The organism is Nonomuraea sp. NPDC003754 (assembly GCF_053605785.1).
In genome coordinates, this window is the sequence record NZ_JBSGJX010000070.1 from 1 (window position 1) to 23,026 (window position 23,026).

A 23,026-nucleotide genomic window follows, 5' to 3' on the forward strand; every position below is an offset into this window, starting at 1 on the left:
CCCAGCACATCGCGGCCGTCACGGCGCATCTGACCGACGGCCAAGACCTGCTGCTGTGGGGCGAGAAATCGTCCAGCCCCGGCGCGACCACACCGGCGTCGCTGCCCACCGAATTGGCCGATGCCCAGCACGACCCCTGACACCCCGCGTGGTGTGAGCCGGCCGGCGCCCCTTGGGCCCTGGCGGGACGCTGGCTGCATCCAGAGACTGCCTTCGAGATCGACCAGGTCACCTTCTCCGGCAACACCGGGAACCTGCTCATCGGCTGCGTCGACCGCCACGACCCGACGGCACGCAAGCCCTTGGATCCGCACACCTCGCCGTATGTCACGGATCAGGGCGTCATCGCGGTCCCGTTGTTTCCCTTCCGCGCCCTTTCGGGACAGGAGCTGCACAAGCGGCGGAATACCTTCTTATGCTAGCTTCAACTAGCATAAGACAGCGCAAGCTACTTTTAGCTGGAGGAGATGGGAAAGTGGCAGAGCCAGAGCACGACGAGTTGCGTGCATGGGTGGAGGAGGTGGCCACGTTCTTCGCCGAGCAGTACGGCCACCCACCCATCTCAGGCCGGATCCTGGGATGGCTGATGGTGTGCGATCCAGCCGAGCAGTCGGCCACGCAGATCGCCGAGGCGATCGGGGCCAGCCGCGCGTCCCTGACCACGAACATGAACCTGCTCACCGCCTCCGGCCTGGTACGCCGCCGAGCCGGTCAGGGCGAGCGCACGACGTACTTCCGGATTGACGACGACGCCTGGCCGATGGTGATGAAGCAGCGGATCGCCACGCTGGCCGCCTTCGCTGACGTCGCCCACAAAGGCATGGACATGTTCGAGCCCGGCAGCGCCAGAGCGGCCCGGCTGCGGGCGGCGCACCAGACTTTCGCGTGGCTGGCCACCGCGTTCACATTCGAGAGGAGCGAGGAGCGAGATGCGTAAGGGTTCGGCGGTTGTGGCCGGGGGCGGCATCGGCGGGATCACCGCCGCCATCGCTTTACGACGGGCCGGGTGGGACGTCGTGGTGCTGGAGCGCGCGCCCGAACTGGGCGAGGTCGGCGCCGGGCTGTCCATCGCCCCGAACGCCCTACGCGCGCTCGACTCGCTCGGCATCGGCGCGCTGATCCGGGCCGCGGCCACGCCGTCGCAGGCGGCCTACAACCTGCTCCTGCCCGACGGAGAGTATCTGCGGCGCTTCGATCCCGAGCTCGACACCGCGCTTTCCTGCTTTCACCGCGCCGATCTGCACCGTCTGCTGGTCGAGCAGGTTCCCGCCGAGATCGTCCGCACGGGCGCCACCGTCACCGGGGTGAGCACAGCGGCGACCAGCGCGACCGTCCGCTACCGCACGGAGCAGGGCGAGCAGGAGATCGAAGCCGACCTCGTGGTGGGGGCGGACGGCATCAACAGCACCGTGCGCAAGACACTCTGGCCGGACGCGCCCGCGCCCCGCTTCCAGTACACGGCCTGGCGCGGCGTCACCCGCCCCGGATCAGTGTGGCCGGAGGTCGGGACCTTCACGTTCGGGCGTGGCTCCTACTTCCTGGCCCATCCCGTCGGGAACGAGCGCGTCTACTGGGCGCTCGGCGTGCACGCCGGCTCTCCCGGCGTGCGCTACACCGACAACCTGGCCGAGGTACGGCGCCGTGTCCAGGGCTGGCACAAGCAGGTCGGAGAATTGCTCGACGCGACACCTGGCGAGGCCGTGCTGCACAACGACATCAACGATCTCGACCGGCTGTCCACGTACGTGCACGGCCGGGTCGTCCTGCTGGGCGACGCCGCGCATGCTGTCACGCCGGACATGGGCCAGGGGGCGTGCCAGGCGATCGAGGATGCGGCCACGCTCGCAGCCACTACGGACGACCTCGCCGCCTACGACCGGGCCAGGCTCGACCGGACGCACATGATCGCTTCGATGGCCCGGAGGAAGGGCAAGATCGCGGTGTCGCGGTCAAAGCTCATCTACCAGATGCAGGTCATGGGCATGCGCAGGGCGCCCGCGTCGGTCGTACGCAAGGAAACCGGCAAGCTGTGGAACTGGACGCCGCCGGCCCCCGCCGAATCCTCGAACTGAACGGAGAACGCGATGAACGACAAGTGGCGCGGGCGCTGGTGACGGCGCTGAGGGATCAGCGGACTCACCGACCAGCGGGCGTACACCGGCGCCGTTCCGGCGCAACTAAACCAGGCCCCGGCAACAACGGCCCCAGGACGCTACAACGCCAGCCGTTCAGGACGAGACCGAGCTCCGTCACCGGCGATCCGTCCGTCGAAAGCCTGTCGTCGCAGGCGTGATCAGCGAAGACCACCACGCCGCTTCACCGCAGCTCAGGAGACGTAACTCAATATTCGAGCGGTACGGGTCCACCCGGCGTCGCCGTCACAAGGCACCCACTACCAGCGCAGATCCAGTCATGATCTCACAGTGTCACTGGAGTGCTGGCCGAGTGTCAGTCTCAGGGGGAGCCCGCCGACCTCCGCTGAGCCGGCAGCCGCTGATAGGCGGACGCGGCGCGGCCGAACAGCAAGCCTCCGTCACGGGCGCTGGCGCCGATGGCGCCGATCAGCCTGGTCAGACGGCCTGCCAGCTCGATGCCGGGCCCCCAGCGATTGACAGGAGCCTTGACCAGCAGCCTTTACACTGCGTGCTTGCCATGCTCCGCATGGGTGCGCGCATCATGTTGGGATAAGCAAAGTGGGATCTTGGTTACAAACGTGGTGGCAAGACGGCGACGGGCCCGATCAGGAGAAGACACCTGGGCCGCTGGAGACGTTCGCGGTGCAGACGCTGTATGACACGTACGGCCGTGAGATCTACGCCCGCGCGGCCGCCGACCCGGCCTTCAGCGCGGCGATCAGTGAGCTGGTGGCATCGATAGCCGTGCCAGAGCCCGCCGGCACTTCCGGTACTGGCAGAAGGTGTTCGCCGCCGAGATGGTCGCCACCGTCAGGACGCATCTGCAGGAGCGGGTCGGGCGGCACTGCGCACGCCCCCGATGAATACTCGCCACTCGCCGGGCGTGAACGCCAGCACTGGCCCGTCCGGGTCGCGGCTGTTGCGCACCAGGATGCGCTCGCCATCGCGGCGAACCTCGACGCATCCGCCGCTTTCGGATGCCGACACCCAGTTCTCGCCAAGCACGTGCGACAGTATGCCCGCCTCGCTCACACAGCGCGGGCCGTTTCCCGTTTCAGGGTGATCTACGATGGCGCTCATCTCCCGCCGCATTTCTGGAGCCGGCATGCCCCACCTGCGTCCCCTGCTGGGCCGGTGCAGGCCGGCGCAGATGCCGGACAGGATCTGAAGGTTGACGCCGCGCGGCCCGCGACGGTCGTCGGTCTGGCCACGGGCTTGATCGCCGGTCGTTAGAATCTTGAGGCTCGCGCTGGTTGGTGACGGTTTGCGGGGGTCGGGGCGTCGATCGTTCGGGCGGCTCACCCAAGGTTCACGAGAGCGGTGTCGACGCGGGAGCCTGCCGAAGTGTTCACCTCGTCGCATGACGAGTGGAGTGGGCACGCGGTAACCCGCGGTTGGCCGCCAGGGCGTAACGCCGGGTGGTTCGAGGGAGCCGTGGCCGAGCAGTTCGGCGACCAGGGCAGGGATTCCCGCTGCGGATGAGTTGGGTGGTGAAAGGTATGGTGCAGAACCCCCCGCCAACGTTGCACGCCGTCGATGAGATCGGAAAAGCGGTGGCAGCCCCGGGTGCGGTCCGCAGATCTGTCAAGGCTTTGCTGTGTCTGGTCGCCGTAGCGGCGATCGGATGGAGCGGCGCGCTGCTGTGGCAGAACTGGCAGGCCCGACAGCAGATCAACGAGTCCTGCGCGGACCTTGTGCCGGCCGGGCTGGTGCTCGCGCTGTCCCCTGCGGGCAGCACCATCTCTCACCGGACGGCCGACGAGGAAACGATCGAGCTCGACGCCGGCCTGCCTGAGCACTGCGCGATCTTCAGCCCCGAGGCGGGTGCGGAAAACCCCGCGTCCACCAGCCATAGGCTCTTCTTCACGGGAGCGGTGGGAGTTCTGCCTTCGAACGGACAGATGTCCCCCGAGGTCCCGGGTGACAACCTCGTCAACCGCTACGTCCCTACCTACTCCGGCGAACCGCTCGGCGGCGGGATGGCGGGCTTGGTCACGGCCTCGAGCATCACCGTCGACCTCCCCTGCCCGCGGGGCACGTCGAACGGGCAGCCGATCACATCGCTGTGGGCGCGGGCCGCGCTGGAAAATCTCGGCCCGCCGTTCGCCGACAACGGCCAGCTCACCTCGCGCGACCGCGACACGCTCGCCAAGATCGCCGTGATCACCGCCAACAACCTCGCCGAACGCCTGGGCTGCGCCGAACGCCTGCCCGACCCACCCGAGGACATCCCCGCCCTGACGCAAGGCCCCGTTCCGGTCGCCGGCGCGGACGGCACCTGCGCCTGGTACCGCAAGACCGGCTTCGCGCGCCACAAGCAGCTTCCGGACCAGGTCCTCGAAAGCCGCACGGACGACAAACTGTGGGACGAGCGCTGCGGCCTCGTGCTCAGCAGCACCCGCGCGGACGATCTCTGGCGGGCTGACGCCGCGGATCGCGACGACATCCTGCGCCCCGAAAATCCGGGCATGTGGTGGGTCTCCTTTCACACCTACGCCGGCCAGGACGTAGCCAACGTCCGGCTCAAAAGGACTCACTACGACGAGGCTCCGGTCGTCGCGGAACCAGGCAAGGCGGGCCGCAGTGACCAGCCGCTCTGGTGGGCGTCGTCCCGCTGTCACGGCGAACCCCAGATCCACACGATGACCATCGCCTCCGGCTACGACGAACTGGTGACGTCCGCGCTGGAGAAGGTGTTCCGCGCCTACGTCACCCACGTCGTCGCCCGCCGCGGCTGCACGGACACCACGTTCCCCGCCTCCTCGACCTTCCGTCCCGACTACGGCCTGACCCCGCGGGACAGGGGTGCCACCGGAAGGGGCATGGACGGGTCGCGCTGAGCCGCTGACCCGGCCAGGATGGGCTGAACTGACCGAGGCGGCGGTCATCGCGCGCCATCCGACACGACGATCAGCGTCGTCGACGTCGACAGGCGGGTTCCGTTGCGTGAGCTCAGGCGGACCTATCTACTGTCTCGCTCCGGGGTGATCTCGCTTGGCCCGGCGGGCTCGCCGATCTCCCATGGCCGGGGCCACTGACCGGAGGGCGGCGGCGGACCGGCGATGCCGAGATCGCGGCGCGCGCTGGCGTAGAAGGCGTCGCGGGCGCGACTCATGGCGCCTACGGCGCTGACCCAACCATCTGGGTCACTGCGCATGCCCTTGGCGTAGAGCTCAACGTTCCAGACCGCTTCGTGCCAGGTGCGGGCTGCGGCCACAATTGCCGCATCGCCTACCAGTAGCACCGACTCCCACTCGGCGGCCCGCTTGGTCTCAGCCTCGTCGAGCTGAGCCAGCCCCTCCTCGATGTCTATCGGGGATGCCGGTGCGGGGTAAGCCCCGGGGCAGCGCCGATGCGCTGACCGGGCGTCGCCCGAGCTTCTCCAACTGCAGGCGGCCGCCGACGAACTGCACCGCGGTGTTGGCGCCCAGCCCGTCCAGAACCCGGGTGTAGGCGCCCTCCAGCGCGCCGGCGAGCTCGGCCAGATGCCCTGCCGGTTCGGCCTCCAGCTCTAGCGAGGTGAGGATCTGCGGCATCGCCGCCTGCCACGCCTCGCCGTCCAGCAGCCGGGCCCGCGGATCGCTCCACCGCTCGGAGCCTTCAGCGAACACATCGCGCCGACGCAGTGCCTGGTGCAGGTGCATCAACGCGCACAAGGTGAACGCCGCCTTGTCGATCTGCTCTTCGGGCAAGTCTGGGTTGCGGTAGACCAGCGGCCGCCACGACCCAGTGACAGGGCCTCGTGGGCGGCGATGTCGGTGGGACCGTAGCGGCGTCGGCCTTTGGCCATCACCGCGGCGGTGCGCACCATCGCCAGTACTGGACTGCCGGCCTCGACCATCCGGAACCGGATCGTGGTCAGCAGCGGCTCGATGAACCCCTGCACGGTGCGGTAGCGATTGACCAGCTCGGATCGCCACTCTGCCGCCGCGTCGTCGTCGGTGACCGTCACGAACGCCGCGACTTTCTCCACTGCGGCCGCCAATTTCCCTTCCATACCTCCACCAGCGGCACCAGGCGATCGGTGGTGGCCTCCGGCGCGTCCATCAGCACCTCCATCGCCGAGGCCATCGTGCGCGCCGCCGAAGGCAGCTTCGGGAAGGTGCGCAGCTGCTCGCTCTTGCCCGCGACCAGGCGGCCGTGGCGGCGCGCCTGCTGGGAGCCAAGGTCGTGGTGCCGATCCACTACGACGGATTCCACATCGACGGCTTCTACCAGACCCGGCCCGACGAACTCAGCCGGTTCCTGGACGCCACCTCGGAGGAGACCTACGAGGTCGCCGCCCTCAAACAGGGCGAGGACCTGTCCATCTGAAGCAACAACACCAGCAAAGATCGCTTCATACACCACGTCCGTGGACGTGACCGCGGCTGCGGCTCCATGCGCGAACGCCGAAGTCAGCTGATGTCGAGGCGGGCCAGCTCGCGGCGTGAGCGAATGCCAAGCTTGCGGAAGGCCCGGTAGAGGTGGTGCTCGATCGTCCGAGGGCTGAGAAAGAGCTGCGCGGCGATGTCCCGGCTGGAAGCCCCTTCCATCGCCAACCGCACCACCTGCAGTTCTTGTGAGGTGAGCCGATCCAGCAGGTTCGCGGCGGCGGGCTCGGCCGGGGCCAGAGTTTCGCCTGTGGCGTGCAGTTCAGCTCGCGCCCGTTCCAGCCAGGGCACCGCGTTCAGCCGCTCGAAGACGGCCAGCGCGGAGCGTAGCCGTGCCCGCGCGTCGCTGCGCCGCTTCGCCCTCCGGAGCCACTCCCCATACAGCAACTCGGTACGCGCCTGCTCGAACGGCCGGTCCGCACGCTTGTGCGCCTCGAGCGCGTGCACGAAATCCGCCTCGCCGCCGCCTACCAGGGCACGGCAGCGGCTGGTCACGGCCTCCGCCCACGGCTGCCCTGCGGCCCGCGCCCACGCTTCCAGCCGGCGCAGTGGCTCCGCGGCCCGCGCCGGCTCGCCCAGCCGAACGGCCGCCTCCACCTGATCGGCGGCCGCGGCGAGCAGTCCCGCCGCGTGCCTCAGCGGCCCGCGCGAGGCGGCCTCCAGCCGGTCCAGCGCGGCGGCGTAGCGGCCCAGTCCCAGATCCAGCAGGCTCAGCGCGGCGGTGCCTGCCATGCCGCCGGTGTCGGGCGCGCTGCTCGCCAGCCGTACGCAGCGAGTCTCGTCGCCCTCGATGGCAGGGATCTTTGCCAGCACCGAGTAGAGCTGCGGAACCCGCTGCCCGAGCCCGGTGTCGTGGGCCAGCCGTGCGGCCTCTTCGATGGACGCCTCGGCATCACGATGCCGTCCGGCCGCCACCTGGACGCCGGCCAGGTCCTGGAGCACTTGGGGCAGCGCACCGACCAGGCCGTGACGACGGCAGTGCGCCACGTCCGCCTCGGCCAGCTCGGCGGCGGCCTCGTCAGCGCCGAGGATCATCGCGCAGAGCGTGGCCCACGAGTTCGTCAGACCTCCGGCCAGACGGATCGTTCCCTCCTGAAACGTCTCCGGCCTTGCCGTCCCGGCCGGAAGGCCCACGCCGGCGGCACGGACGACGAAGTCCGTCAGCAACGGCAGGCCACGCGTGTAGTCCTCCTGCACCAGAGCCGCCATCCCGAGCACCATGGGGTCGGGCCGCCCGATCTCCCGCAACCGCTGGGCGGCGCCCAGGATCGCCTCGCGGTCACCGTGGAACCAGCCGTAGCCGGCGCTGGCGCGCAGCATCGCCGCGGCCGGCTCCGGCGCCGCGTACGCCGACCGCTCGACCAGCTCACGTGCGGCCAGTCGCCGCTCGCCCACCTCGAACTCCACCGCCGCACGCACCGGCGCCAACCCGGCCAGCGACTCGGGGTCATACACCAGCCGCTCGGCCTCCTCGACGAGGTTCACGGCCCGGATCGCGTGGCCGACGGACAGCGCCAGCCACGCTGCCTCCCCGAGCCGTGCCGCCTGCATCCGCGGCTCGGGGCTGAGCCGCGCGGCCTGCTCGTACAGCCCTGATGCGGCGGCGTACGCGGTGCGACCGCGGGCGCGCTCGGCCGCGCGGGCGATCTCGTCGGAAACCTGCTCGTCCGCCGACGTCGTCGCCGCGGCGAGATGCCGGGCCCGGCAGTCCTCGTCGCTCGCCACCGCCGCCAGCGCCCGGTGCACAGCGATACGGCGCGCCAGCGGAGCGCCCTGGTAGGTAGCGGTACCGATCAAGGGATGACGAAACGTCACAACGTTCCCGGTGACGTCGACTAGCCCGGCCTTCTCCGCCTCCTCCAGATCCTCCACCCCGACCCCCAGCGCGACGGCCGCGCCCAGCAGCGTCGGCAGATGCCCACGTCCCTCGGCGGCGACCGTGAGCATCATCAGGCGCGTCTCCTCCGGCAGCATGCCGATCCGTGACCGGAAGGAGGCGAGCACCCGGTCGGGGACCGGCATCGGCCCCGCCACGGAATGGTAGGGACGCTGCGAGGCGGCGAACTCGATGAGCGCCAGCGGGTTACCCGCCGCCTCGGCGACCACCTGCTCGCGCGAGGCAGGCGCGAGCCCGCGGTCCGCCAGCAGTAAGGACGCGTCCTCGGTGGACAGGCGCGACGGCCGCAGCTCCGGAAGGCCGGCCGCGACGAAGCCCTCCTCCCGCGCGGCGAACAGCAGCGCGACCCCTTCGGCGGACAGCCTGCGAGCGGCGAAGAGCAACGCGTCGGCGGTCGCCTGGTCCAGCCAGTGCGCGTCGTCCACCAGTAACAGCAGCGGCCCTTCGTCGGCGACGTCGGCCAGGAGGGTCAGTACGGCCAGCCCCGACAGGAACCTGTCCTGCGCACCCGGCCCTCGCGCCTGCCCAGGCGCGAGCACGGCCCGCAACATGTCGGCCTGCGGCCCGGGCAGAGCGCCGAGCCTGTCCTGCACCGGCCAGAGAAGCTGCACGAGTCCGGCGAAGGCGAGGTCGGCCTCGGCCTCGATGCCGGTCACCGACAGCGTGCGCAGCCCCAACCCTGTCGCGTACTCGGCAGCCCAGGCAAGCAGCGCCGACTTGCCGATCCCGGGCTCCCCCCGGACGACCAGGCCGCCGCTCCGGCCGTCTCGCGCCGCATCGACGAGGGCCCGAATCTCGGCTCGTTCACCTTCCCTGCCGTACAGCAACCAAGCTCCCCGCCCCGTCGATACGCATACCGGACACCGTACGTAATACCGAAACATTACCGATTCGGCCCGTATTCGCCGCTTCCTAGCCTCGGACCAGCGGAAATGACCACACGACATGCGAGGAAGCCTTGAGCGAACTCCTGAAGCCGGTGACCGTGGGCCACCTGGATCTGCCCAACCGCCTCATCATGGCTCCGATGACCCGAAGCCGTGCTCGCGGCGGTCTGGTGGACAAGCTGACGGCGGAGTATTACGGCCAGCGTGCCGGCGCGGGACTGATCATCACAGAGGGCACCCACCCCTGCGTGCTGGGGCAGGGCTACATCGACGCCCCCGGGCTGCACTCGCCGGAGCAGACGGCGGCCTGGCGAACGGTCACCGACGAAGTACACCGTCGCGGTGGCCGTATCTTCGTCCAGCTCATGCACGCGGGCCGGATCGGCCACCCCTGCCTCTACCCCCACGGCGAGCTGCCGCTGGCGCCGTCACCCATCCCCTCCGGGGAATGCCTCTACACGCCGCAGGGTTTGCTGGAGCATCCCACTCCGCGCCACATGACCATGGACGACATCGCCTGCGCCATCGAGGAATTCGTGACCGCGGCCCGATACGCGATGGACGCGGGGTTCGACGGGGTGGAGCTGCACGGCGCCAGCGGCCATCTCATTCACCAGTTCCTGTCGGACAACACCAACCGGCGCGCCGACGCATACGGCGGGTCGGTGCAGCGACGCATCCGGTTCGCCGTGGAGGTGGTGCAGGCGGTCAGCGACGCCATCGGCCCGGCTCGCACCGGGATCCGTGTCTCACCGGGGATCACGTACAACGGCATGAAGGAGAGCGACTCCGAGATCCTCTACCGCGAGCTGGCGCGGGCGCTGGCGCCGTACGGCCTGGCGTACCTGCACGTCTCGGAGAACGACACGCGCGGCATCACGCAGCTGCTGCGCGCCGAATGGCCTGGCAGCCTCGTGCTCAACCCGCACCCGAGGAGCGGAGCGGAGCCCGCGACCGTGCAGGAGGGGGTGGAGGCGCTACGTGCGGAGCTCGCCGACGCGATCTCGTTCGGGCAACTCTGGCTGGCCAATCCTGATCTGGCCGCCCGCGTCGAGGCAGGTGGACCGTACGGCACAGCGGACCCCGCCACCTTCTACGGCGGCGACCACCGCGGCTACACCGACTACCCGACGCTGGCAAGGGCGGACGCCCGATGAGCGGCGACTCCCTCACCGCCGATCACCGCACCGGCCGTCCGGGCGCGCCGAACGGCGGACCGCCTGCCGTACCGGCCGACCGATCCCGCGACCTGCCGGTGAGCGCGGCCACGCACGATGGGCGCGCCACCACGGGCGGCGGCGTCCCGGCAGTATTGCTGGCGCTGATCGCGGGCCCGATGTCATTCGGCATCGCCGGGCCGACACTGGTCCTGCCCCACGCCGCTCGCGGGCTCGCCCTCACCATCGGGGCGGTGACCTGGATGGTCACCGCGTTCGGGTGGGCCATCGCGGTCGGCACCCCGCTGCTGGCAGGCCTGCAGAACCGTCGTGGTGCACGCGTGGCGCTGCTGACCGCCGCGGCGCTGGTGCTCCTGGGTGCGGTCATGGTGATGACCACCTCTGCCCTGCCGTTCCTCGTGGCCGGCAGCGCGCTCCAGGGACTCGGCACCGCAGGGCTCACCACGATCGCGATGAGCCTCACCGGCTCGCCCCGCGCGATGGGTCTGGTCACGGCCTCGCTGGCGACGATCGGCGCCGCCGCCCCGCTGATCGGTGACGTCGTGTCCGATCATCTGGGCTGGCGGGCCGCGCTGGCCCTGCCCGTGCTCAGCGTGGCCGGGGTGCCCTTCGTGCTGCGCAGCCGACCGGTCACGCCGGTGTCCGGCAGGCGTCTCGATCCGACCGGCATGATGCTGCTGACGGCTCTGGTCACGGCGCTGGTGTTCATCCCGCACTCCTGGCAGGCGGGCGTGGGCGCGGCGGTGATCGCCGGGACGCTGCTGGCACTGCGCCTGCGCGCCAGACCCGACGGTTTCGTCCCCTTGGGTGTCGTCCGAGCTCCGGCCTTCCTGATCGCGGCGGGATCGGCGTTCGTGCTGGCGGTGGTCAACTTCGGGTTGATATACGCGCTGCCGCCGTTGCTGACAGGGAACGCCGGCTGGAGCAGCGGGCAGGTCGGGCTGGCCATCACCTGGCCGCTGCTGTTCGGCGGGCTCGCCTCGTACCTGGTGATCGCGATGATCGAGCGCAGGCCCCTCCTCTTCCCGGTCGTGCTCTTCCTGGTGCTGGCGGGAACCGCGGCAGTGACGGCCGCCCTGAGCGTCACCCCGATGGCGCTGCTGTCCGCCCAGGCGCTCGCCTCGCTGGCCGCCGCCTCAGGTCAGGGAGTGTTCGCGAACCGCGCTCGCGCGGCCGTTCCCGAAGCGCAGCAGCCGGCGGCCATCGGCCTGTTCAACCTCGCCTACCTGCTCGGCGCCGCCTTCGGGCCGGCCATCACCACCCTGATGGTGGGCTGAGCCCACGGCCACCCCCACCCGCACCACCCCGGCTCCGGCCGCGGTCGCGCGCGACGCCACGTACGTCCAGAGCCGTCCCACCGATCTACGAAGGAAACACATGTCTGCCAACGCCGCGAAGGCCGGGGCCAGGGAGTGGGCGGGGCTCGCCGTGCTGGCCCTGCCCACCCTGCTGATCTCTCTCGACCAGAGCGTTCTTTTCCTCGCCCTGCCGCACCTCGTGGAGGCGCTGAGTCCCACCGGAACCCAGACGTTGTGGATCATGGACATCTACGGCTTCCTGATCGCCGGCTTCCTGGTCACCATGGGCACGCTGGGCGACCGGATCGGCCGCCGCAAGCTGTTGATGATCGGCGCCGTCGCCGTCGGCCTCACCTCGCTGCTGGCCGCGTACTCGTCCAGCGCGGAGATGCTCATCGCCACCCGTGCCATGCTCGGGATCGCGGCCGCCACGCTGATGCCGTCCACCCTCGCCCTGATCGGCAACATGTTCCACCACCCGCACCAGCGCGGCCGTGCCATCGCCGTGTGGGCCAGCTGCTTCATGGCGGGCACCGCGCTCGGCCCGGTGGTCGGCGGCACCCTGCTCGAGTTCTTCTGGTGGGGCTCGGTGTTCCTGCTGGGCGTGCCCGTCATGCTGATGCTGCTGGTCGCCGCGCCGATCCTGCTGCCCGAGTACAAGGACCCCGACGGCGGCAAGCTCGACCTGTTCAGCGTCGTCCTGTCGCTGGCGGCCATCCTGCCGATCGTCTACGGGCTCAAGGAGCTCGCCCGCCATGGCTGGGAACCGTTGCCCCTCGCAGCCGTCGTCGTGGGCACGGCCGTCGGCGCGCTGTTCGTCTCGCGGCAGCGCAAACTCACCCACCCGCTGCTCGACCTCGGGCTCTTTCGCACCGGCGCCTTCACCGCGGCATTGGTGATCCTGCTGGTCTCCATGATCGCCACCGGCGGCAGCTACCTCTTCATCACCGGGTTCTTCCAGATGGTGGAGGGACTGTCGCCGATGGCGGCGGGGCTGTGGATGGTGCCGTCCGCGGTCGCGTCGATCGTCGCCGCGCAGCTCGCTCCGGCCCTGGCCAAGCGCCTCCCGCTCTCCCTCGTCATCGGCCTGGGCCTGCTCGTCAGCATGGCCGGCTATCTGCTGATCGTCTTCGTCGACCCGGTGGGCGGCATGCCGCTGCTCGTCGCCGGTTTCGTGGCCGCCTTCTTCGGCGGCGGCCCCATCGGCGCGCTGGGCACCAACCTGGTCGTCGGCTCCGCCCCGCCGCAGAAGGCCGGCTCCGCGGCCGCGCTCTCCTCCATCAGCGGTGACCTCGGCGCCTCGCTCGGCATCGCCGTCCTCGGCAGCCTGGGCACCGCCGTCTACCGCGGCGTGGTCACCGTCCCGGATGGCCTGCCCGCCGACGTTTCGCAGGCTGTCGGCGGCGGTCTCGAGAACGCGATCGTGGCGGCTCAGCACCTGCCCGTCGAGGCCGCCGCCAAGGTGCTGGCCGCGGCGCGGGACGCCTACACCAGTGGACTGAACGCCATCGGTGTGGTCTGCGCCGTGATCGCCGCCGTCACCGCGGCCATCGCGCTTGCCGCACTCCGCAGGCCCGGCGCGAGTGAGCCAGCCGGACCCTCCGGGCGGGACCGGACGGCGGAGGTCGAGGAAGGCCTCTCCTCGGCCTGACGAACTCCTCCCCACCGGATCCCTCACCGTGGCCCGATGATGTCTTCGCGCGACAGCTCCGACAGCATCCGCACGACGCGCAGGAAGGCGTCACGATCCGCATTCCTGGGATATGGCCCAGACCCTGGGCGGCGGCCAGGGGGGCGACCGCCTTACGGCCAGCCTTCAACAGCGCCTGCTCGTCGGCGCGGCACCCGGATCCCGCACTCCAGCGCTCTCCAGGCGCAGCTGGAGCTTCCCCTTGGCGCCCAAGGGGCTGTCCCCGTGCCCGCCGGCGAGCTTTACACCGGCTCCTACCACCGCGCGGCCCGCCGCGCCGCCGACGCACTCACCCACGACGGCGGCCGCGTGCTGAACCTCTCCGCCCTGCACGGCCTGGTCGAGCTCGACCAGATGCTCGCCTGGTTTTGTTCGTGAGTTCCGGCGCCAGATGTCGCTGAGTTCGGGCGCCAGCGAGATCTCGCCGCTCTCGATGTTCGTGAGTTTCGGCGCCACGCCGGTTGCGACGGCCGCGCCCGGCGTCGAACGGATCTCCGCTCACGCATAGTGACGAACCGTGGGAGGCCGGCCGCTCGTTGTCGGCGGCATGAGAGTGCGCCGCAGGCGAAACGCCGCTAAAGATTCCCGTCGCCCTCTCTTCAGCCCAGTAGCGGAAAGAAGTCACTGAGCGCGTCCCGAATGCTTTCCCCAGATCTGTGTGAGCGTCGCCGCCTTCCAAAGATGCGACGATAAGCTTGCTGATCAGCAGGGCGTCCGCGTCAGCCATCGCTCATGGGCCGCACTGACAGGCGAAACGCGGAAAGATCGGCTGCGTCGCGGCGAGAGATTTCTCCGGGGCCGTGTCGATCCGCGGGCCGCTCGTTCGACGTGTGGGTGCGAGGGCCGAGAGGCGGCCCCGCCGGACGAGGAGAACGCGATGCCGAAGTACCTGCTGATCATGCGGGGCACCGACGAGTCGAACGCGGCCATGATGGCCAACATCGACGAGATGATGGCCACGACCCGCCAGTTCATCGAGGAGATGGTCAAGGCCGGCGTTCTCCTCGCGGCGGAAGGGCTGGACGATCCGGGTCAGGGCGTCGTGGTCGACTTCAGCGGCGAGGCCCCGGTGGTCACGGACGGGCCGTACGGCGAGACCAAGGAACTGTTCGGGGGCTTCTTCCTGCTCGACGTCGCCTCGAAACAGGAGGCGGTCGAGTGGGCCAAGCGGGTCCCGGCGGCCCCCGGGTCCAAGATCGAGGTCCGGCGGGTGCCCGGGAGCGACGAGGTCCCGCAGGTTGACGAGTGATCATCAAGGACTGGGCCGGGCGCGAGAGCAACGGCCAGATCTGATGGGTACGGCCGATGTCGAGGCCGTCTGGCGGATCGAGTCGGCGCGGATCGTCGCCGCGCTGACCCGGTTCACCGGCGATTTCGGGCTGCCGAGGACGCGGCCCAGGAGGCGGTGGCCGAGGCGCTGGTGTCGTGGCCGCTCGCCTCTCCGGCGAATCCGGCCGGCTGGCTGATGGCCACGGCCCGGCGGCGGGCGATCGACGCGATCCGCCGCCGGACCGCCCTCCAGGACCGATACGCCCTGCTGGCGGCCGACTTGGCAGTTGACGAAGAAATCGATCCCGACAGGATCGATGACGACGTGCTGGCGCTGATGTTCGTCAGCTGCCACCCGGTGCTCTCCCCCGAGGCCCGGGTGGCGCTGACCCTGCGCGTGGTAGGCGGCCTGTCCAGCGAGGAGATCGCCCGCGCGTTCCTCGTACCCGTACCGACCGTGCAGGCCCGCATCACCCGGGGCAAGAAGACGATCGCAGCGGCCGGGGTGCCGTTCGAGCTGCCGCCGGCCGCCGAGCGCCGGGAGCGGCTGGGCGGCGTGCTCAGCGTCCTCTACGTGATCTTCACCGAGGGGTCGACGGCCACGTCGGGCGACCGGCTGCTGCGCCCCGACGTCGCGTACGAGGCGATCCGGCTGGCCCGCACGCTGGCCGCGCTGCAGCCGGACGAGCCGGAGGTGCACGGCCTGCTGGCGTTGTGCGAGCTGACGGCCGCGCGTTTCCCGGCCCGGACCGGCCCGGACGGTTCGCCGGTCCTGCTCGACGAGCAGGACCGGCGGCGGTGGGACTTCTCGGCGATCCGCCGTGGGCTGGCCGCGCTGGCCAAGGCATCGACTCGCGGCCTCGGCCCCTACGGCCTGCAGGCCGCGATCGCCGCCACCCACGCGTCGGCGCCCTCGGTCGAGGCGACCGACTGGGACCGGATCGTGGTGCTCTACGAGACACTCGGCCGGGTCGCACCCTCGCCGGTGGTCGAGCTCAACCGGGCCGTCGCCGTCGCCATGGCCTCGGGCCCGGCGCAAGCCCTGGCCATCGTGGACGAGCTGATCGCCTCGGACCGGCTCCCCGGTTCACATCTGATCCCGACCGTACGCGGGGAGCTGCTGGCCCGACTCGGACGGCGACCAGAAGCGCGCGCCGAGCTGGAGCTGGCGGCCCGGCTGTGCGCCAACCAGCGCGAACGCTCAGTGCTGCTGCGCAAGGCGGCCACGCTGAGCTGACTTCTCCAGCTCGGCCAGCCGGGACTCAGGCGCGGCCCAGATACCGTCGATCGCATCGGCCCCGACGGCCGAATCCCCGAATGCGGACGGCGGGAGCGCGGCGAACCCGGGGAGAAACTCGCCCACGGTCGGCGCGTAGACCTCGTCCGGGACCGGCCGTGGCCCAGGTGCTTTGTCAGGCCAGGATGGCAGCAACGTAAACGCGCCGCGCGGAGAAGGCCGAACGCGAAGCCCGCCGCCGCGCCACGTACGTCACCGCCGACACCATCCGCGTCGACCAGCGCGGCCGCGCCTCGGCGCGCTTCACCTTCCCCCGCGCCACGGGCAAGGCCGAGGCCCGCGCCGCCGCCACCCGCCGGTTCGCTGCCGCCTACGACGTGCAGACCGTCCAGCTCGACGCGTTCACCCTCCAGGCGCACGGCACCCCCGAGCAGGTGGCCCGCTTCGTCTCCGCGCTGCCCGGCTGGTCGAGCCAACCGAAGGATTCACTTCGATCGTGGTCCGCCACTACGGCCGCTGGGAGCGCCACTCCGCTTCCCAGCGGCACCTGGACGGCGTGGACGCGACCGGGCGCCGCGCCCTGGCCCGCCAGTACCCACCTGATCGAGGACGGCTGGGATCCGCGCTTCGTCCAAGAGCAGGTCGGACACGAGCATGCAAGCACGACCTCGATCTACACCTGCGTCAGCTCCGACTTCCGCACCCGCACCTTGCGTCGGCACCTGGACGCCACCATCGCGGCCGCGCTCAAGACTCAGCCGGGGAGAGAATCATGAAACGCAAAGTCGGCTACACCTGGAGGCTGCGCGAGATCATGGCCGATCAGCGCATCTACACAGCCACCGAGCTCGTGCCGCTGCTGCGCGAGCGCGGCATCGACCTGTCGGCATCCCAAATACACCGCCTTCTACTCCAGCCGTAGATCGTGATCTTGTTGCTGGAGTGCGGTGGAGAGAGGGCAGCGGTCAGTCGTCGACGAGATCGAGCTGGGCAGCACAGGCGTCCGCTACTCGAGTCCTTCGAGACGGCGGGCATCTTTGATCTCGCTGATCCTGGCAGCCGTCATCGGGGTCCACTCCCTCCTCTCTCCAGCGGCACGGAGGGCTTCTCCAACCTCGCTGAGCTTCACGGAGGACAACACGCCCGCCCGCTCGATCAGGTCGTCCCGGGCCACGGTGGTCAGCCATGTGCACGGAGTAAAGCCTGGACGCGGGAACGCGAACCGCAGCACGCCTTCGAAGGGCAGTCCTTCCGGGGCTCCTACGGCCACTTCAACGCCCAGGCCGCTGATGTCGACGCCCGCTGGCGCAACGACCTGCATCGCCTGAAACCCGGATGACTCCTCGTCCGAGAGCAGCACGACCGGGCGTCGCTCATCGAAGTCGACCCACCAGACTTCACCGCGTTGCATGATGACCAGCCGGGCGGAGAGGCGTTCCTTCACCGCTACCGCTGATGGTGAGTCACCACATCTCTCCGTTCACGCGCGCGCCGCAGCTCTGGTATATCCGGCCCACTCATGATGCCTTCGCGCTCTGAGGCAAGGGAATGCGACATGAGCAGTGATGCCCCGATATGTGCGTCAATCAGAGTCGATATTGGGACTTCCGCTTTGCGAACGTAAGAGGGCGCGGAGGGCGAGATCGACCCGGACGGCTGACAGGCGGGGAGCCGATCGGCAGATGCGCGGGAGGGGCCGCTCCGGGGAACGTGGCCGTCATGATCCGACATCTCGCGCTGGCGGTCGTCCTCGCCGCCACCGGAACAACCGTGCAGGACCCACCCACGCCCACCCGCCACTGGGGCTACCTCAACCTGCCCAACGGCGACAAGCTGCGCTATTCCGTGTTACTGCCGAAGGCCACGGGGCGCTTCCCGGTGCTCGTCGAGTACGACGGCTACGGCGCGGGCTCTGACCCCGAGGTGGGTAAGCGGTGGCTGCGCGAGGGGTATGCCATCGTGGGCGTCAACGTCCCCGGCACGGGCTGCTCGACCGGCGAGGACAAGGTCTTCGACGCCTCGGTGGGCGCGGCCGGGAAGCACGCGATCGAGTGGGCGGCCAGACAGCCCTGGTCCACCGGCCGGGTCGGCATGATCGGCGTCTCCTACTCGGGGCACACCCAGCTCTGGACCGCCCTGCAGCGGCCCAAGGGGCTGGTCGCGATCACGCCGAGCAAGGTGGTGGCCGACACCTACCGCGACGTGGCCTACCCGGGCGGCATCCCCAACATCGGCTTCCCGTACAGCTGGTGGTCCATGTTCCCTGCCATCTGGAAGAACGCCGCCAAGACCGCCGCCAAGCTCGACGGCGACGAGGCGTGCCGGCGCACCGTGCTCGCCAACATCACCAAGATCAGCCGCCCCGACCTCGACGTGAGCGTCCTGTTGAAGGACAACCCGCACGACGGCGGCGTGCACCTCCGCATGAGCGCGATGCGGAAGACCCACCGCATCGAGGTGCCGGCGCTGTTCCTGCAGTCCTGGCAGGACGAGCAGGTCGGCCCGCGCGCCGGCTACGCGGAGGAGACCGTCGACGCGAAGAACCGCTGGCTGCTCGGCTCCAACGGCGACCACCACACCGACGAGGGCACACGGGAGATCGACGACACGCTCAAGCAGTTCCTCGCCCGGTTCGTCAAGGGCGAGGACAACGGCTTCGAGAACGGCCCGCGGGTCCGCGTGCTGCAGGAGCTGAGCAACAGGCCGGAGGAGAAGCCCAGGGCGGTGGCCGAGTTCGACCAGTTGCCCGTCCCCGTGCGCCCGAAGCGGCTGTGGCTGCACGAGGGCGGACGCATGAGCGACGAGAAGCCCACAAAGGCCGAGGCGGGCGCGAGCTACCGCTACCCCGCCAAGAGCCCGGTCGTCAACAACCCCGAGGACGAGGGCTGGCAGCCCGTGAAGGAAAAGAAAGGCCAGCTCGCCTTCACCACCGGCGCGCTCCCGCAGGATCTCGGCTTCTACGGCGCCGGCTCGGCCGACCTGTGGCTCAGCGCCACCGCGCCGGACACCGACGTGCAGGTCACGCTGTCGGAGGTGCGGCCGGACGGCCAGGAGATGTTCGTCCAGCGCGGCTGGCTGCGCGCGTCCAAGCGGGTGCTCGACAAGGGCCGTTCCACCGAGCTGCGCCCCTACGGCGACTTCCGCGCCTCCGCGCTGAAGCCGCTCGTCCCGGGCGAGCCCGCCCTGCTGCGGGTGGAGATCCCGCGCTTCGCACACGTGTTCCGCGCCGGATCCGGCATCAGGCTGACCGTCGACACGCCGTCGCAGACCGGCTACTGGCGCTTCGGGCACGTCAAACAGCGTTCGACCAACACCGTCTGGCTCGACCGCGGCAGGCCGTCCAGTATCGTGCTCGGCCACGTCGACTACCCGCACGCCGAGTCGCTGCCCGCCTGCGGCACGACGATGCGCCAGCCGTGCCGCCCCAACACCACGCCCGTGCCCCAGGGTGACGGCCCGACCCCTTAGATGGACCCATGCGATACCGGTTGGTCACCGAGGCCGCGCTGGCGCTGCTCGTCGCCGCGCTGGTCGTGGCGCTGTCCGGCGTGGCGACCTGGCTGGCCTGGCCGTCCACGACCACCCTGACCCACCCGGCCCTGGTGTCCATCGCGTGCGCGCTCGCCGCCGGGCTCGTGCTGGCCCGGCGGCGGTGGCCGCTCCTGGCGCTCGTCGGCGCCGCGCTGCTGTTCGGCCGCTTCATCGAGACCGGGGTCGCGCTGGCGGTCACCGCGTACGGCGCGGCCGGCCGTGTCCCCGCGAAGAGGCACGTGCCGGTCTGCGGGCTGGCCTGTGTGCTGCCTCTCGCGGTCTGCCTGGTCACGACCTCGCAGGCCGCCTGGCAGCAGGTCGTGGTGGTGACGATCGCCGTCTCGGTGATCTGCGCGGCCGGGCCGGGGCTGCTCGGGCTCGTCGTCGTCCAGCACGAACGCCTCCTGCGCGCCCTACGCGAACGCAACGACGTGCTGGAACGCGCGAACGAGCTGACCGCCTCCCGCGCCAGGCTGCTGGAACGGTCTCGGATCGCCCAGGAGATGCACGACCTGATCGGCCACCGGCTCAGCCTCATCTCCCTGTACGCGGGTGGTCTGGAGCTGAGCGCCACTCCACCGCTGGCCGAACGGGCCCGCCTGGTGCGCGACACCGCGGCGACGGCCATGCGCGAGCTGCGGACCGTCCTCGACGTGCTAAGCGCCGACGGTGAGGCCGCCGCGTCGCCCGACGGCCTCACCGACGCCACCGGCACCCGCGCCGACCTGGAGCGCCTGGCCGCCTCCTCACAGGCCGGCGGGCACGCCGTGTCGTTCGCCTGGACCGGCCCGGACGTCGGGCAGGAGCACCGGGCGCTCCGCCTGGCCGCGCACCGGCTGGTGCGCGAGTCGCTCACCAACCTCCACCGGCACGCGCCCGGCGCGCCCTGCCGGGTGGAGGTGCGGCACGGGCCGCACGAGCTGGCCCTGACCGTGGAGAACGGCCCGCCGCCCGCAGCCGCCGCCCCGGCGGAGACCGGCTCCGGCAGCGGCCTGGCCGGGCTTGGCGAGCGGGTACGCCTGCTGGGCGGCACGTTCTCGGCGGGCCGGGCACCGGGCGGCGGCTTCCGCGTGGAAGCCCGCCTCCCCTGGACCGACGCCGTCCCCTCCGTCCCGCACCCGGACGTCACCCCTGCCGCCCGCCCGCGTCCCCCTGCCTCCACCCCCGTCCAACGGCTCGCGAACCGGATCGGGATGGCGTTGCTGCAGGCCGGCGGTGTCGCGTTGACCGCGGTGCTGCTGGTCGCCGTGCTGGCGTACCTGCCCCTGCCCTCGCGGTCCGCGATGCTGGACGTCGGCATGGCCAACGCGGCCCTGCGCGCGCTCGTCGGCGGTTCGGAGCCGATCGCGGAGCTGGCCGTGGCCGCCCATGAGCCGCCCCGCCCGCCCGGCACCCGCTGCTGGTACTTCGACGCCGACTACGACGTCACCCGGAACTCGGTCCGCGTCGTCCGCTACTGCCTGGCCGGCGACCGCATCGTGGACAGACGGGTCATCACCGTCCGGATCGGCCCGGGAGAATGATCCTCATGCCGCCCATCCGCGTCCTGCTCGCCGACGACGAGGCCCTGCTCCGCACCGGCGTGCGGCTCATCCTGGAACACGCTGAGGACATCGCGGTGGTGGCCGAGGCGGCCGACGGCGCGGAGGCCGTGGCGGCCGCCCTGGAGCATCAGGTGGACGTGGCGCTGCTGGACATCCGCATGCCCGGCATGGACGGCCTGACCGCCCTGCGCGAACTCGCGTACGCCGCCCCCGGCGTGAAAGCGATCGTCCTGACCACCTTCGGCGAGGAGGAGAACCTGGCCGCGGCGCTGAGGTCGGGCGCGGCCGGGTTCCTGCTGAAGGACACCGGCCCGCAGGAGCTCATCCACGCCGTGCGCACGGTGGCCGGCGGCCACGCCATCCTCGCCCCGCAGCTCACCCGCCGCGTCATCGACCGCTACCTGCAGGGCGGCGACGGACGTGCCCGCGCCCTGGTCGCCGCCCTGTCGGGGCGCGAGCGCGAGGTGCTCGTCCTGGTGGGTGCGGGCTACTCCAACATCGAGATCGCCAAGGCCCTGTTCATGGGCGAGGGCACGGTCAAGACGCACATCAGCCGCATCCTGACCAAGCTCGGCTGCGGCAACCGCGTCCAGGCCGCGATCGTCGCCCACGACGCCGGGATGCTGGCCGATCGCTGACAGGCGACGACCGGTGTGCCGGGCAGGCCGAGGGCGGCCCATGGGATCAGCGTCTGCCGAGGACGTCCGGGACCTGTCACGGCGGGTGGCGCGGCTGCTGGGCGACGCGTGGGGCCTGATCGCCGAGCACGACGGGGCGGTGGCGGAGGTCCGGTCCGCTCTCGAACCGCTCCGCGGACGGTAGGCCACCGCGGAGCTCGCCGCCAGGCCGGTGTCCCGGCTATAGGACGTCACGGGCGGACGCCTGAGATTCGCGGCACTGCAGGAGGCCGGCTCCATCACGGTGCTCGACGTGTTGGAGGCGACGCGCTCGCGCGCGAGATCTCATCCAGACGGCCACCACCCGCCCGGTCAAGCTCGGCCAGCCCTTCACCCGCTGGTCCATCCGCAAGCTCCTGGCGTATCTTCATCGGCTGCCCGGCCGCACGATCGGGATCGGCCGCGAAGCCTTACGCCTGCTCCTGGCCCGGCACGGCATCACCTTCCAGCGCACCAAGACCTGGAAAGAGTCGCCCGATCCCGACGTCGAGGCCAAGCTGGACCGGATCGAGTACGCCCTGACCCAGCGGCCCGAGCGCACCTTCGCCTTCGACGAGTTCGGGCCGCTGGGCATCCGCCCGGTCGCCGGAGCCGGCTGGGCCAAGCAGGGCCGGCCGGACCGGCTGCCGGCCACCTACCGCCGCACCCACGGCGTCACCTACTTCCACGGCTGCTGCTCGGTCGGCGATGACCTGCTGTGGGGCGTCAACCGCAGCCGCAAGGGCATCGACCACACCTGGGCCGCTCTGCGCTCCATCCGCGCGGCCCGCCCGGACGGCGCCCCGATCTACGTCATCCTCGACAACCTGTCGGTGCACGAGAACTGGCGCATCCGAGCCTGGGCGAGCAAGCACAAGGTCGAGCTGCTGTTCACCCCGACGTACGCCTCCTGGGCCAACCCAATCGAGGCACACTTCGGGCCGCTGCGCCAGTTCACCCTGTCCAACTCCAACCATCCCAACCACACCGTGCAGACCCGCAAACTTCAGGCCTACCTGCGCTGGCGCAACGCCCACGCCCGTCATCCCGACGTGCTGGCCGCCCAGCGTCGGGAACGCGCCCGTGTCCGCAGCGAGAAGGGCATCCGCTGGGGCGGCCGACCCCTCACGCCCGCCGCCTGAAACCATCCCCCAACCCGGCGATCGTTTCCGGTCACAGCTCCTAGCCGCCCACAACCACTGAACGTTTTTCATCCTCGGGCGGCGTGAGCGACATGGTGGTTCTGAAGGACGGCGATGGCCTTGCAGAGGTGGCCGGCCTTGGAAGGGCTGCAGCGTAGCTTTCGGAGGATCTTCCAGCCTTTGAGCTGG

Annotated in this window: 20 protein-coding genes and 3 pseudogenes; 17 read left to right on the forward strand and 6 right to left on the reverse strand. The window is 70.6% G+C overall.

Features of this window, described 5'->3' with window-relative positions:
- Positions 1-475 precede the first annotated feature (475 nt).
- Positions 476-937, forward strand: coding sequence for a GbsR/MarR family transcriptional regulator (locus ACWEVS_RS43700; protein WP_449931629.1), 462 nt, complete (start codon positions 476-478; stop codon positions 935-937).
- Positions 930-2,072 carry an FAD-dependent monooxygenase gene (locus ACWEVS_RS43705; RefSeq protein WP_449931631.1) on the forward strand — a complete coding sequence of 381 codons (1,143 nt, stop codon included), beginning with the start codon at positions 930-932 and terminating at the stop codon, positions 2,070-2,072. The genes ACWEVS_RS43700 and ACWEVS_RS43705 overlap by 8 nt, the downstream gene beginning before the upstream one ends.
- An 873-nt stretch (positions 2,073-2,945) precedes the next feature.
- On the opposite strand, the gene ACWEVS_RS43710 is transcribed toward ACWEVS_RS43705, so the two are convergent.
- Entirely contained in the window at positions 2,946-3,215 is a 270-nt protein-coding gene (locus tag ACWEVS_RS43710; protein ID WP_452418309.1) for a DUF397 domain-containing protein, read from the reverse strand.
- Positions 3,216-3,613: 398 nt separating this feature from the next.
- Between ACWEVS_RS43710 and ACWEVS_RS43715 the strand changes: the two genes are divergently transcribed.
- Positions 3,614-4,975, forward strand: coding sequence for a hypothetical protein (locus tag ACWEVS_RS43715; RefSeq protein ID WP_452556863.1), 1,362 nt, complete (start codon positions 3,614-3,616; stop codon positions 4,973-4,975).
- A gap of 432 nt (positions 4,976-5,407) precedes the next feature.
- On the opposite strand, the gene ACWEVS_RS43720 is transcribed toward ACWEVS_RS43715, so the two are convergent.
- From ACWEVS_RS43720 to ACWEVS_RS43730, 3 genes are read right to left on the reverse strand one after another with little or no spacing between them, the layout of a single operon-like run.
- Entirely contained in the window at positions 5,408-5,827 is a 420-nt protein-coding gene (locus ACWEVS_RS43720; protein WP_452556865.1) for a hypothetical protein, read from the reverse strand.
- Positions 5,779-6,087 (reverse strand): hypothetical protein, encoded by a 309-nt coding sequence (locus tag ACWEVS_RS43725; RefSeq protein WP_452556867.1) that lies wholly within the window; start codon positions 6,085-6,087, stop codon positions 5,779-5,781. Before ACWEVS_RS43725 ends, ACWEVS_RS43720 begins: the two co-directional genes overlap by 49 nt.
- The gene (locus ACWEVS_RS43730; RefSeq protein WP_452556869.1) at positions 6,084-6,320 is read right to left on the reverse strand and encodes a hypothetical protein; all 237 of its coding nucleotides are present in this window, start codon (positions 6,318-6,320) and stop codon (positions 6,084-6,086) included. The genes ACWEVS_RS43725 and ACWEVS_RS43730 overlap by 4 nt, the downstream gene beginning before the upstream one ends.
- Between ACWEVS_RS43730 and ACWEVS_RS43735 the strand changes: the two genes are divergently transcribed.
- The gene (locus ACWEVS_RS43735) at positions 6,309-6,449 is read left to right on the forward strand and encodes a hypothetical protein (protein ID WP_452556871.1); all 141 of its coding nucleotides are present in this window, start codon (positions 6,309-6,311) and stop codon (positions 6,447-6,449) included. The genes ACWEVS_RS43730 and ACWEVS_RS43735 overlap by 12 nt on opposite strands.
- Before the next feature lie 83 nt (positions 6,450-6,532).
- Here the strand turns inward: ACWEVS_RS43735 and ACWEVS_RS43740 are convergent, their stop codons facing one another.
- Complete coding sequence (locus ACWEVS_RS43740) at positions 6,533-9,232, reverse strand: ATP-binding protein (RefSeq protein ID WP_452556873.1); 2,700 nt, start codon at positions 9,230-9,232, stop codon at positions 6,533-6,535.
- A 131-nt stretch (positions 9,233-9,363) separates the two neighbouring features.
- Here ACWEVS_RS43740 and ACWEVS_RS43745 point away from each other — a divergent pair, with 131 nt between their 5' ends.
- The 8 genes and pseudogenes from ACWEVS_RS43745 to ACWEVS_RS43780 all read left to right on the forward strand — a co-directional run bounded on the left by ACWEVS_RS43745 (position 9,364) and on the right by ACWEVS_RS43780 (position 16,886).
- Positions 9,364-10,449, forward strand: coding sequence for an alkene reductase (locus tag ACWEVS_RS43745; RefSeq protein ID WP_452556875.1), 1,086 nt, complete (start codon positions 9,364-9,366; stop codon positions 10,447-10,449).
- On the forward strand, positions 10,446-11,747 hold the full coding sequence (locus ACWEVS_RS43750) for an MFS transporter (RefSeq protein ID WP_452556877.1): 1,302 nt from the start codon (positions 10,446-10,448) through the stop codon (positions 11,745-11,747). Before ACWEVS_RS43745 ends, ACWEVS_RS43750 begins: the two co-directional genes overlap by 4 nt.
- 100 nt (positions 11,748-11,847) lie before the next feature.
- The gene (locus tag ACWEVS_RS43755) at positions 11,848-13,419 is read left to right on the forward strand and encodes an MFS transporter (protein ID WP_452556879.1); all 1,572 of its coding nucleotides are present in this window, start codon (positions 11,848-11,850) and stop codon (positions 13,417-13,419) included.
- Between the two features lie 264 nt (positions 13,420-13,683).
- Positions 13,684-13,836, forward strand: coding sequence for a hypothetical protein (locus tag ACWEVS_RS43760; RefSeq protein ID WP_449931651.1), 153 nt, complete (start codon positions 13,684-13,686; stop codon positions 13,834-13,836).
- A 499-nt stretch (positions 13,837-14,335) separates the two neighbouring features.
- Positions 14,336-14,751, forward strand: a pseudogene (locus tag ACWEVS_RS43765) (YciI family protein).
- A pseudogene (locus ACWEVS_RS43770) lies at positions 14,751-15,964 on the forward strand (RNA polymerase sigma factor). The pseudogenes ACWEVS_RS43765 and ACWEVS_RS43770 overlap by 1 nt, the downstream one beginning before the upstream one ends.
- Before the next feature lie 377 nt (positions 15,965-16,341).
- A complete protein-coding gene (locus tag ACWEVS_RS43775) occupies positions 16,342-16,740 on the forward strand; it encodes a tyrosine-type recombinase/integrase (RefSeq protein ID WP_452556882.1) in 399 nt (132 codons plus the stop codon).
- A complete protein-coding gene (locus ACWEVS_RS43780) occupies positions 16,737-16,886 on the forward strand; it encodes a hypothetical protein (RefSeq protein ID WP_452556884.1) in 150 nt (49 codons plus the stop codon). The genes ACWEVS_RS43775 and ACWEVS_RS43780 overlap by 4 nt, the downstream gene beginning before the upstream one ends.
- An 84-nt stretch (positions 16,887-16,970) precedes the next feature.
- Here ACWEVS_RS43780 and ACWEVS_RS43785 read toward each other — a convergent pair whose 3' ends face one another.
- On the reverse strand, positions 16,971-17,408 hold the full coding sequence (locus ACWEVS_RS43785) for a type II toxin-antitoxin system PemK/MazF family toxin (protein WP_452556886.1): 438 nt from the start codon (positions 17,406-17,408) through the stop codon (positions 16,971-16,973).
- Between the two features lie 275 nt (positions 17,409-17,683).
- On the opposite strand from ACWEVS_RS43785, the gene ACWEVS_RS43790 reads away from it, so the two are divergent.
- The 5 genes and pseudogenes from ACWEVS_RS43790 to ACWEVS_RS43810 form a co-directional block, all read left to right on the forward strand.
- Complete coding sequence (locus tag ACWEVS_RS43790; RefSeq protein ID WP_452556888.1) at positions 17,684-19,432, forward strand: CocE/NonD family hydrolase; 1,749 nt, start codon at positions 17,684-17,686, stop codon at positions 19,430-19,432.
- A gap of 8 nt (positions 19,433-19,440) precedes the next feature.
- Positions 19,441-21,018 carry a sensor histidine kinase gene (locus ACWEVS_RS43795; RefSeq protein WP_452556890.1) on the forward strand — a complete coding sequence of 526 codons (1,578 nt, stop codon included), beginning with the start codon at positions 19,441-19,443 and terminating at the stop codon, positions 21,016-21,018.
- Between the two features lie 5 nt (positions 21,019-21,023).
- Positions 21,024-21,677: a response regulator gene (locus ACWEVS_RS43800; protein WP_449931483.1), complete on the forward strand. Its 654-nt coding sequence runs from the start codon at positions 21,024-21,026 to the stop codon at positions 21,675-21,677.
- A 40-nt stretch (positions 21,678-21,717) separates the two neighbouring features.
- Positions 21,718-21,861 (forward strand): hypothetical protein, encoded by a 144-nt coding sequence (locus ACWEVS_RS43805; protein ID WP_452556892.1) that lies wholly within the window; start codon positions 21,718-21,720, stop codon positions 21,859-21,861.
- Positions 21,862-22,000: 139 nt separating this feature from the next.
- Positions 22,001-22,837, forward strand: a pseudogene (locus ACWEVS_RS43810) (IS630 family transposase); the annotation flags it as partial.
- Between the last annotated feature and the right edge of the window lie 189 nt (positions 22,838-23,026).

What these genes read in the sequence shown, in the direction of transcription:
- ACWEVS_RS43805 (WP_452556892.1), top strand. Translation starts at nt 21,718, where the DNA reads ATGGGATCAGCGTCTGCCGAGGACGTCCGGGACCTGTCACGGCGGGTG.
- ACWEVS_RS43790 (WP_452556888.1), top strand. Translation starts at nt 17,684, where the DNA reads ATGATCCGACATCTCGCGCTGGCGGTCGTCCTCGCCGCCACCGGAACA.
- ACWEVS_RS43800 (WP_449931483.1), top strand. Translation starts at nt 21,024, where the DNA reads ATGCCGCCCATCCGCGTCCTGCTCGCCGACGACGAGGCCCTGCTCCGC.
- ACWEVS_RS43795 (WP_452556890.1), top strand. Translation starts at nt 19,441, where the DNA reads ATGCGATACCGGTTGGTCACCGAGGCCGCGCTGGCGCTGCTCGTCGCC.
- ACWEVS_RS43705 (WP_449931631.1), top strand. Translation starts at nt 930, where the DNA reads ATGCGTAAGGGTTCGGCGGTTGTGGCCGGGGGCGGCATCGGCGGGATC.
- ACWEVS_RS43710 (WP_452418309.1), bottom strand. Translation starts at nt 3,215, where the DNA reads ATGAGCGCCATCGTAGATCACCCTGAAACGGGAAACGGCCCGCGCTGT.
- ACWEVS_RS43750 (WP_452556877.1), top strand. Translation starts at nt 10,446, where the DNA reads ATGAGCGGCGACTCCCTCACCGCCGATCACCGCACCGGCCGTCCGGGC.
- ACWEVS_RS43780 (WP_452556884.1), top strand. Translation starts at nt 16,737, where the DNA reads ATGAAACGCAAAGTCGGCTACACCTGGAGGCTGCGCGAGATCATGGCC.
- ACWEVS_RS43715 (WP_452556863.1), top strand. Translation starts at nt 3,614, where the DNA reads ATGAGTTGGGTGGTGAAAGGTATGGTGCAGAACCCCCCGCCAACGTTG.
- ACWEVS_RS43755 (WP_452556879.1), top strand. Translation starts at nt 11,848, where the DNA reads ATGTCTGCCAACGCCGCGAAGGCCGGGGCCAGGGAGTGGGCGGGGCTC.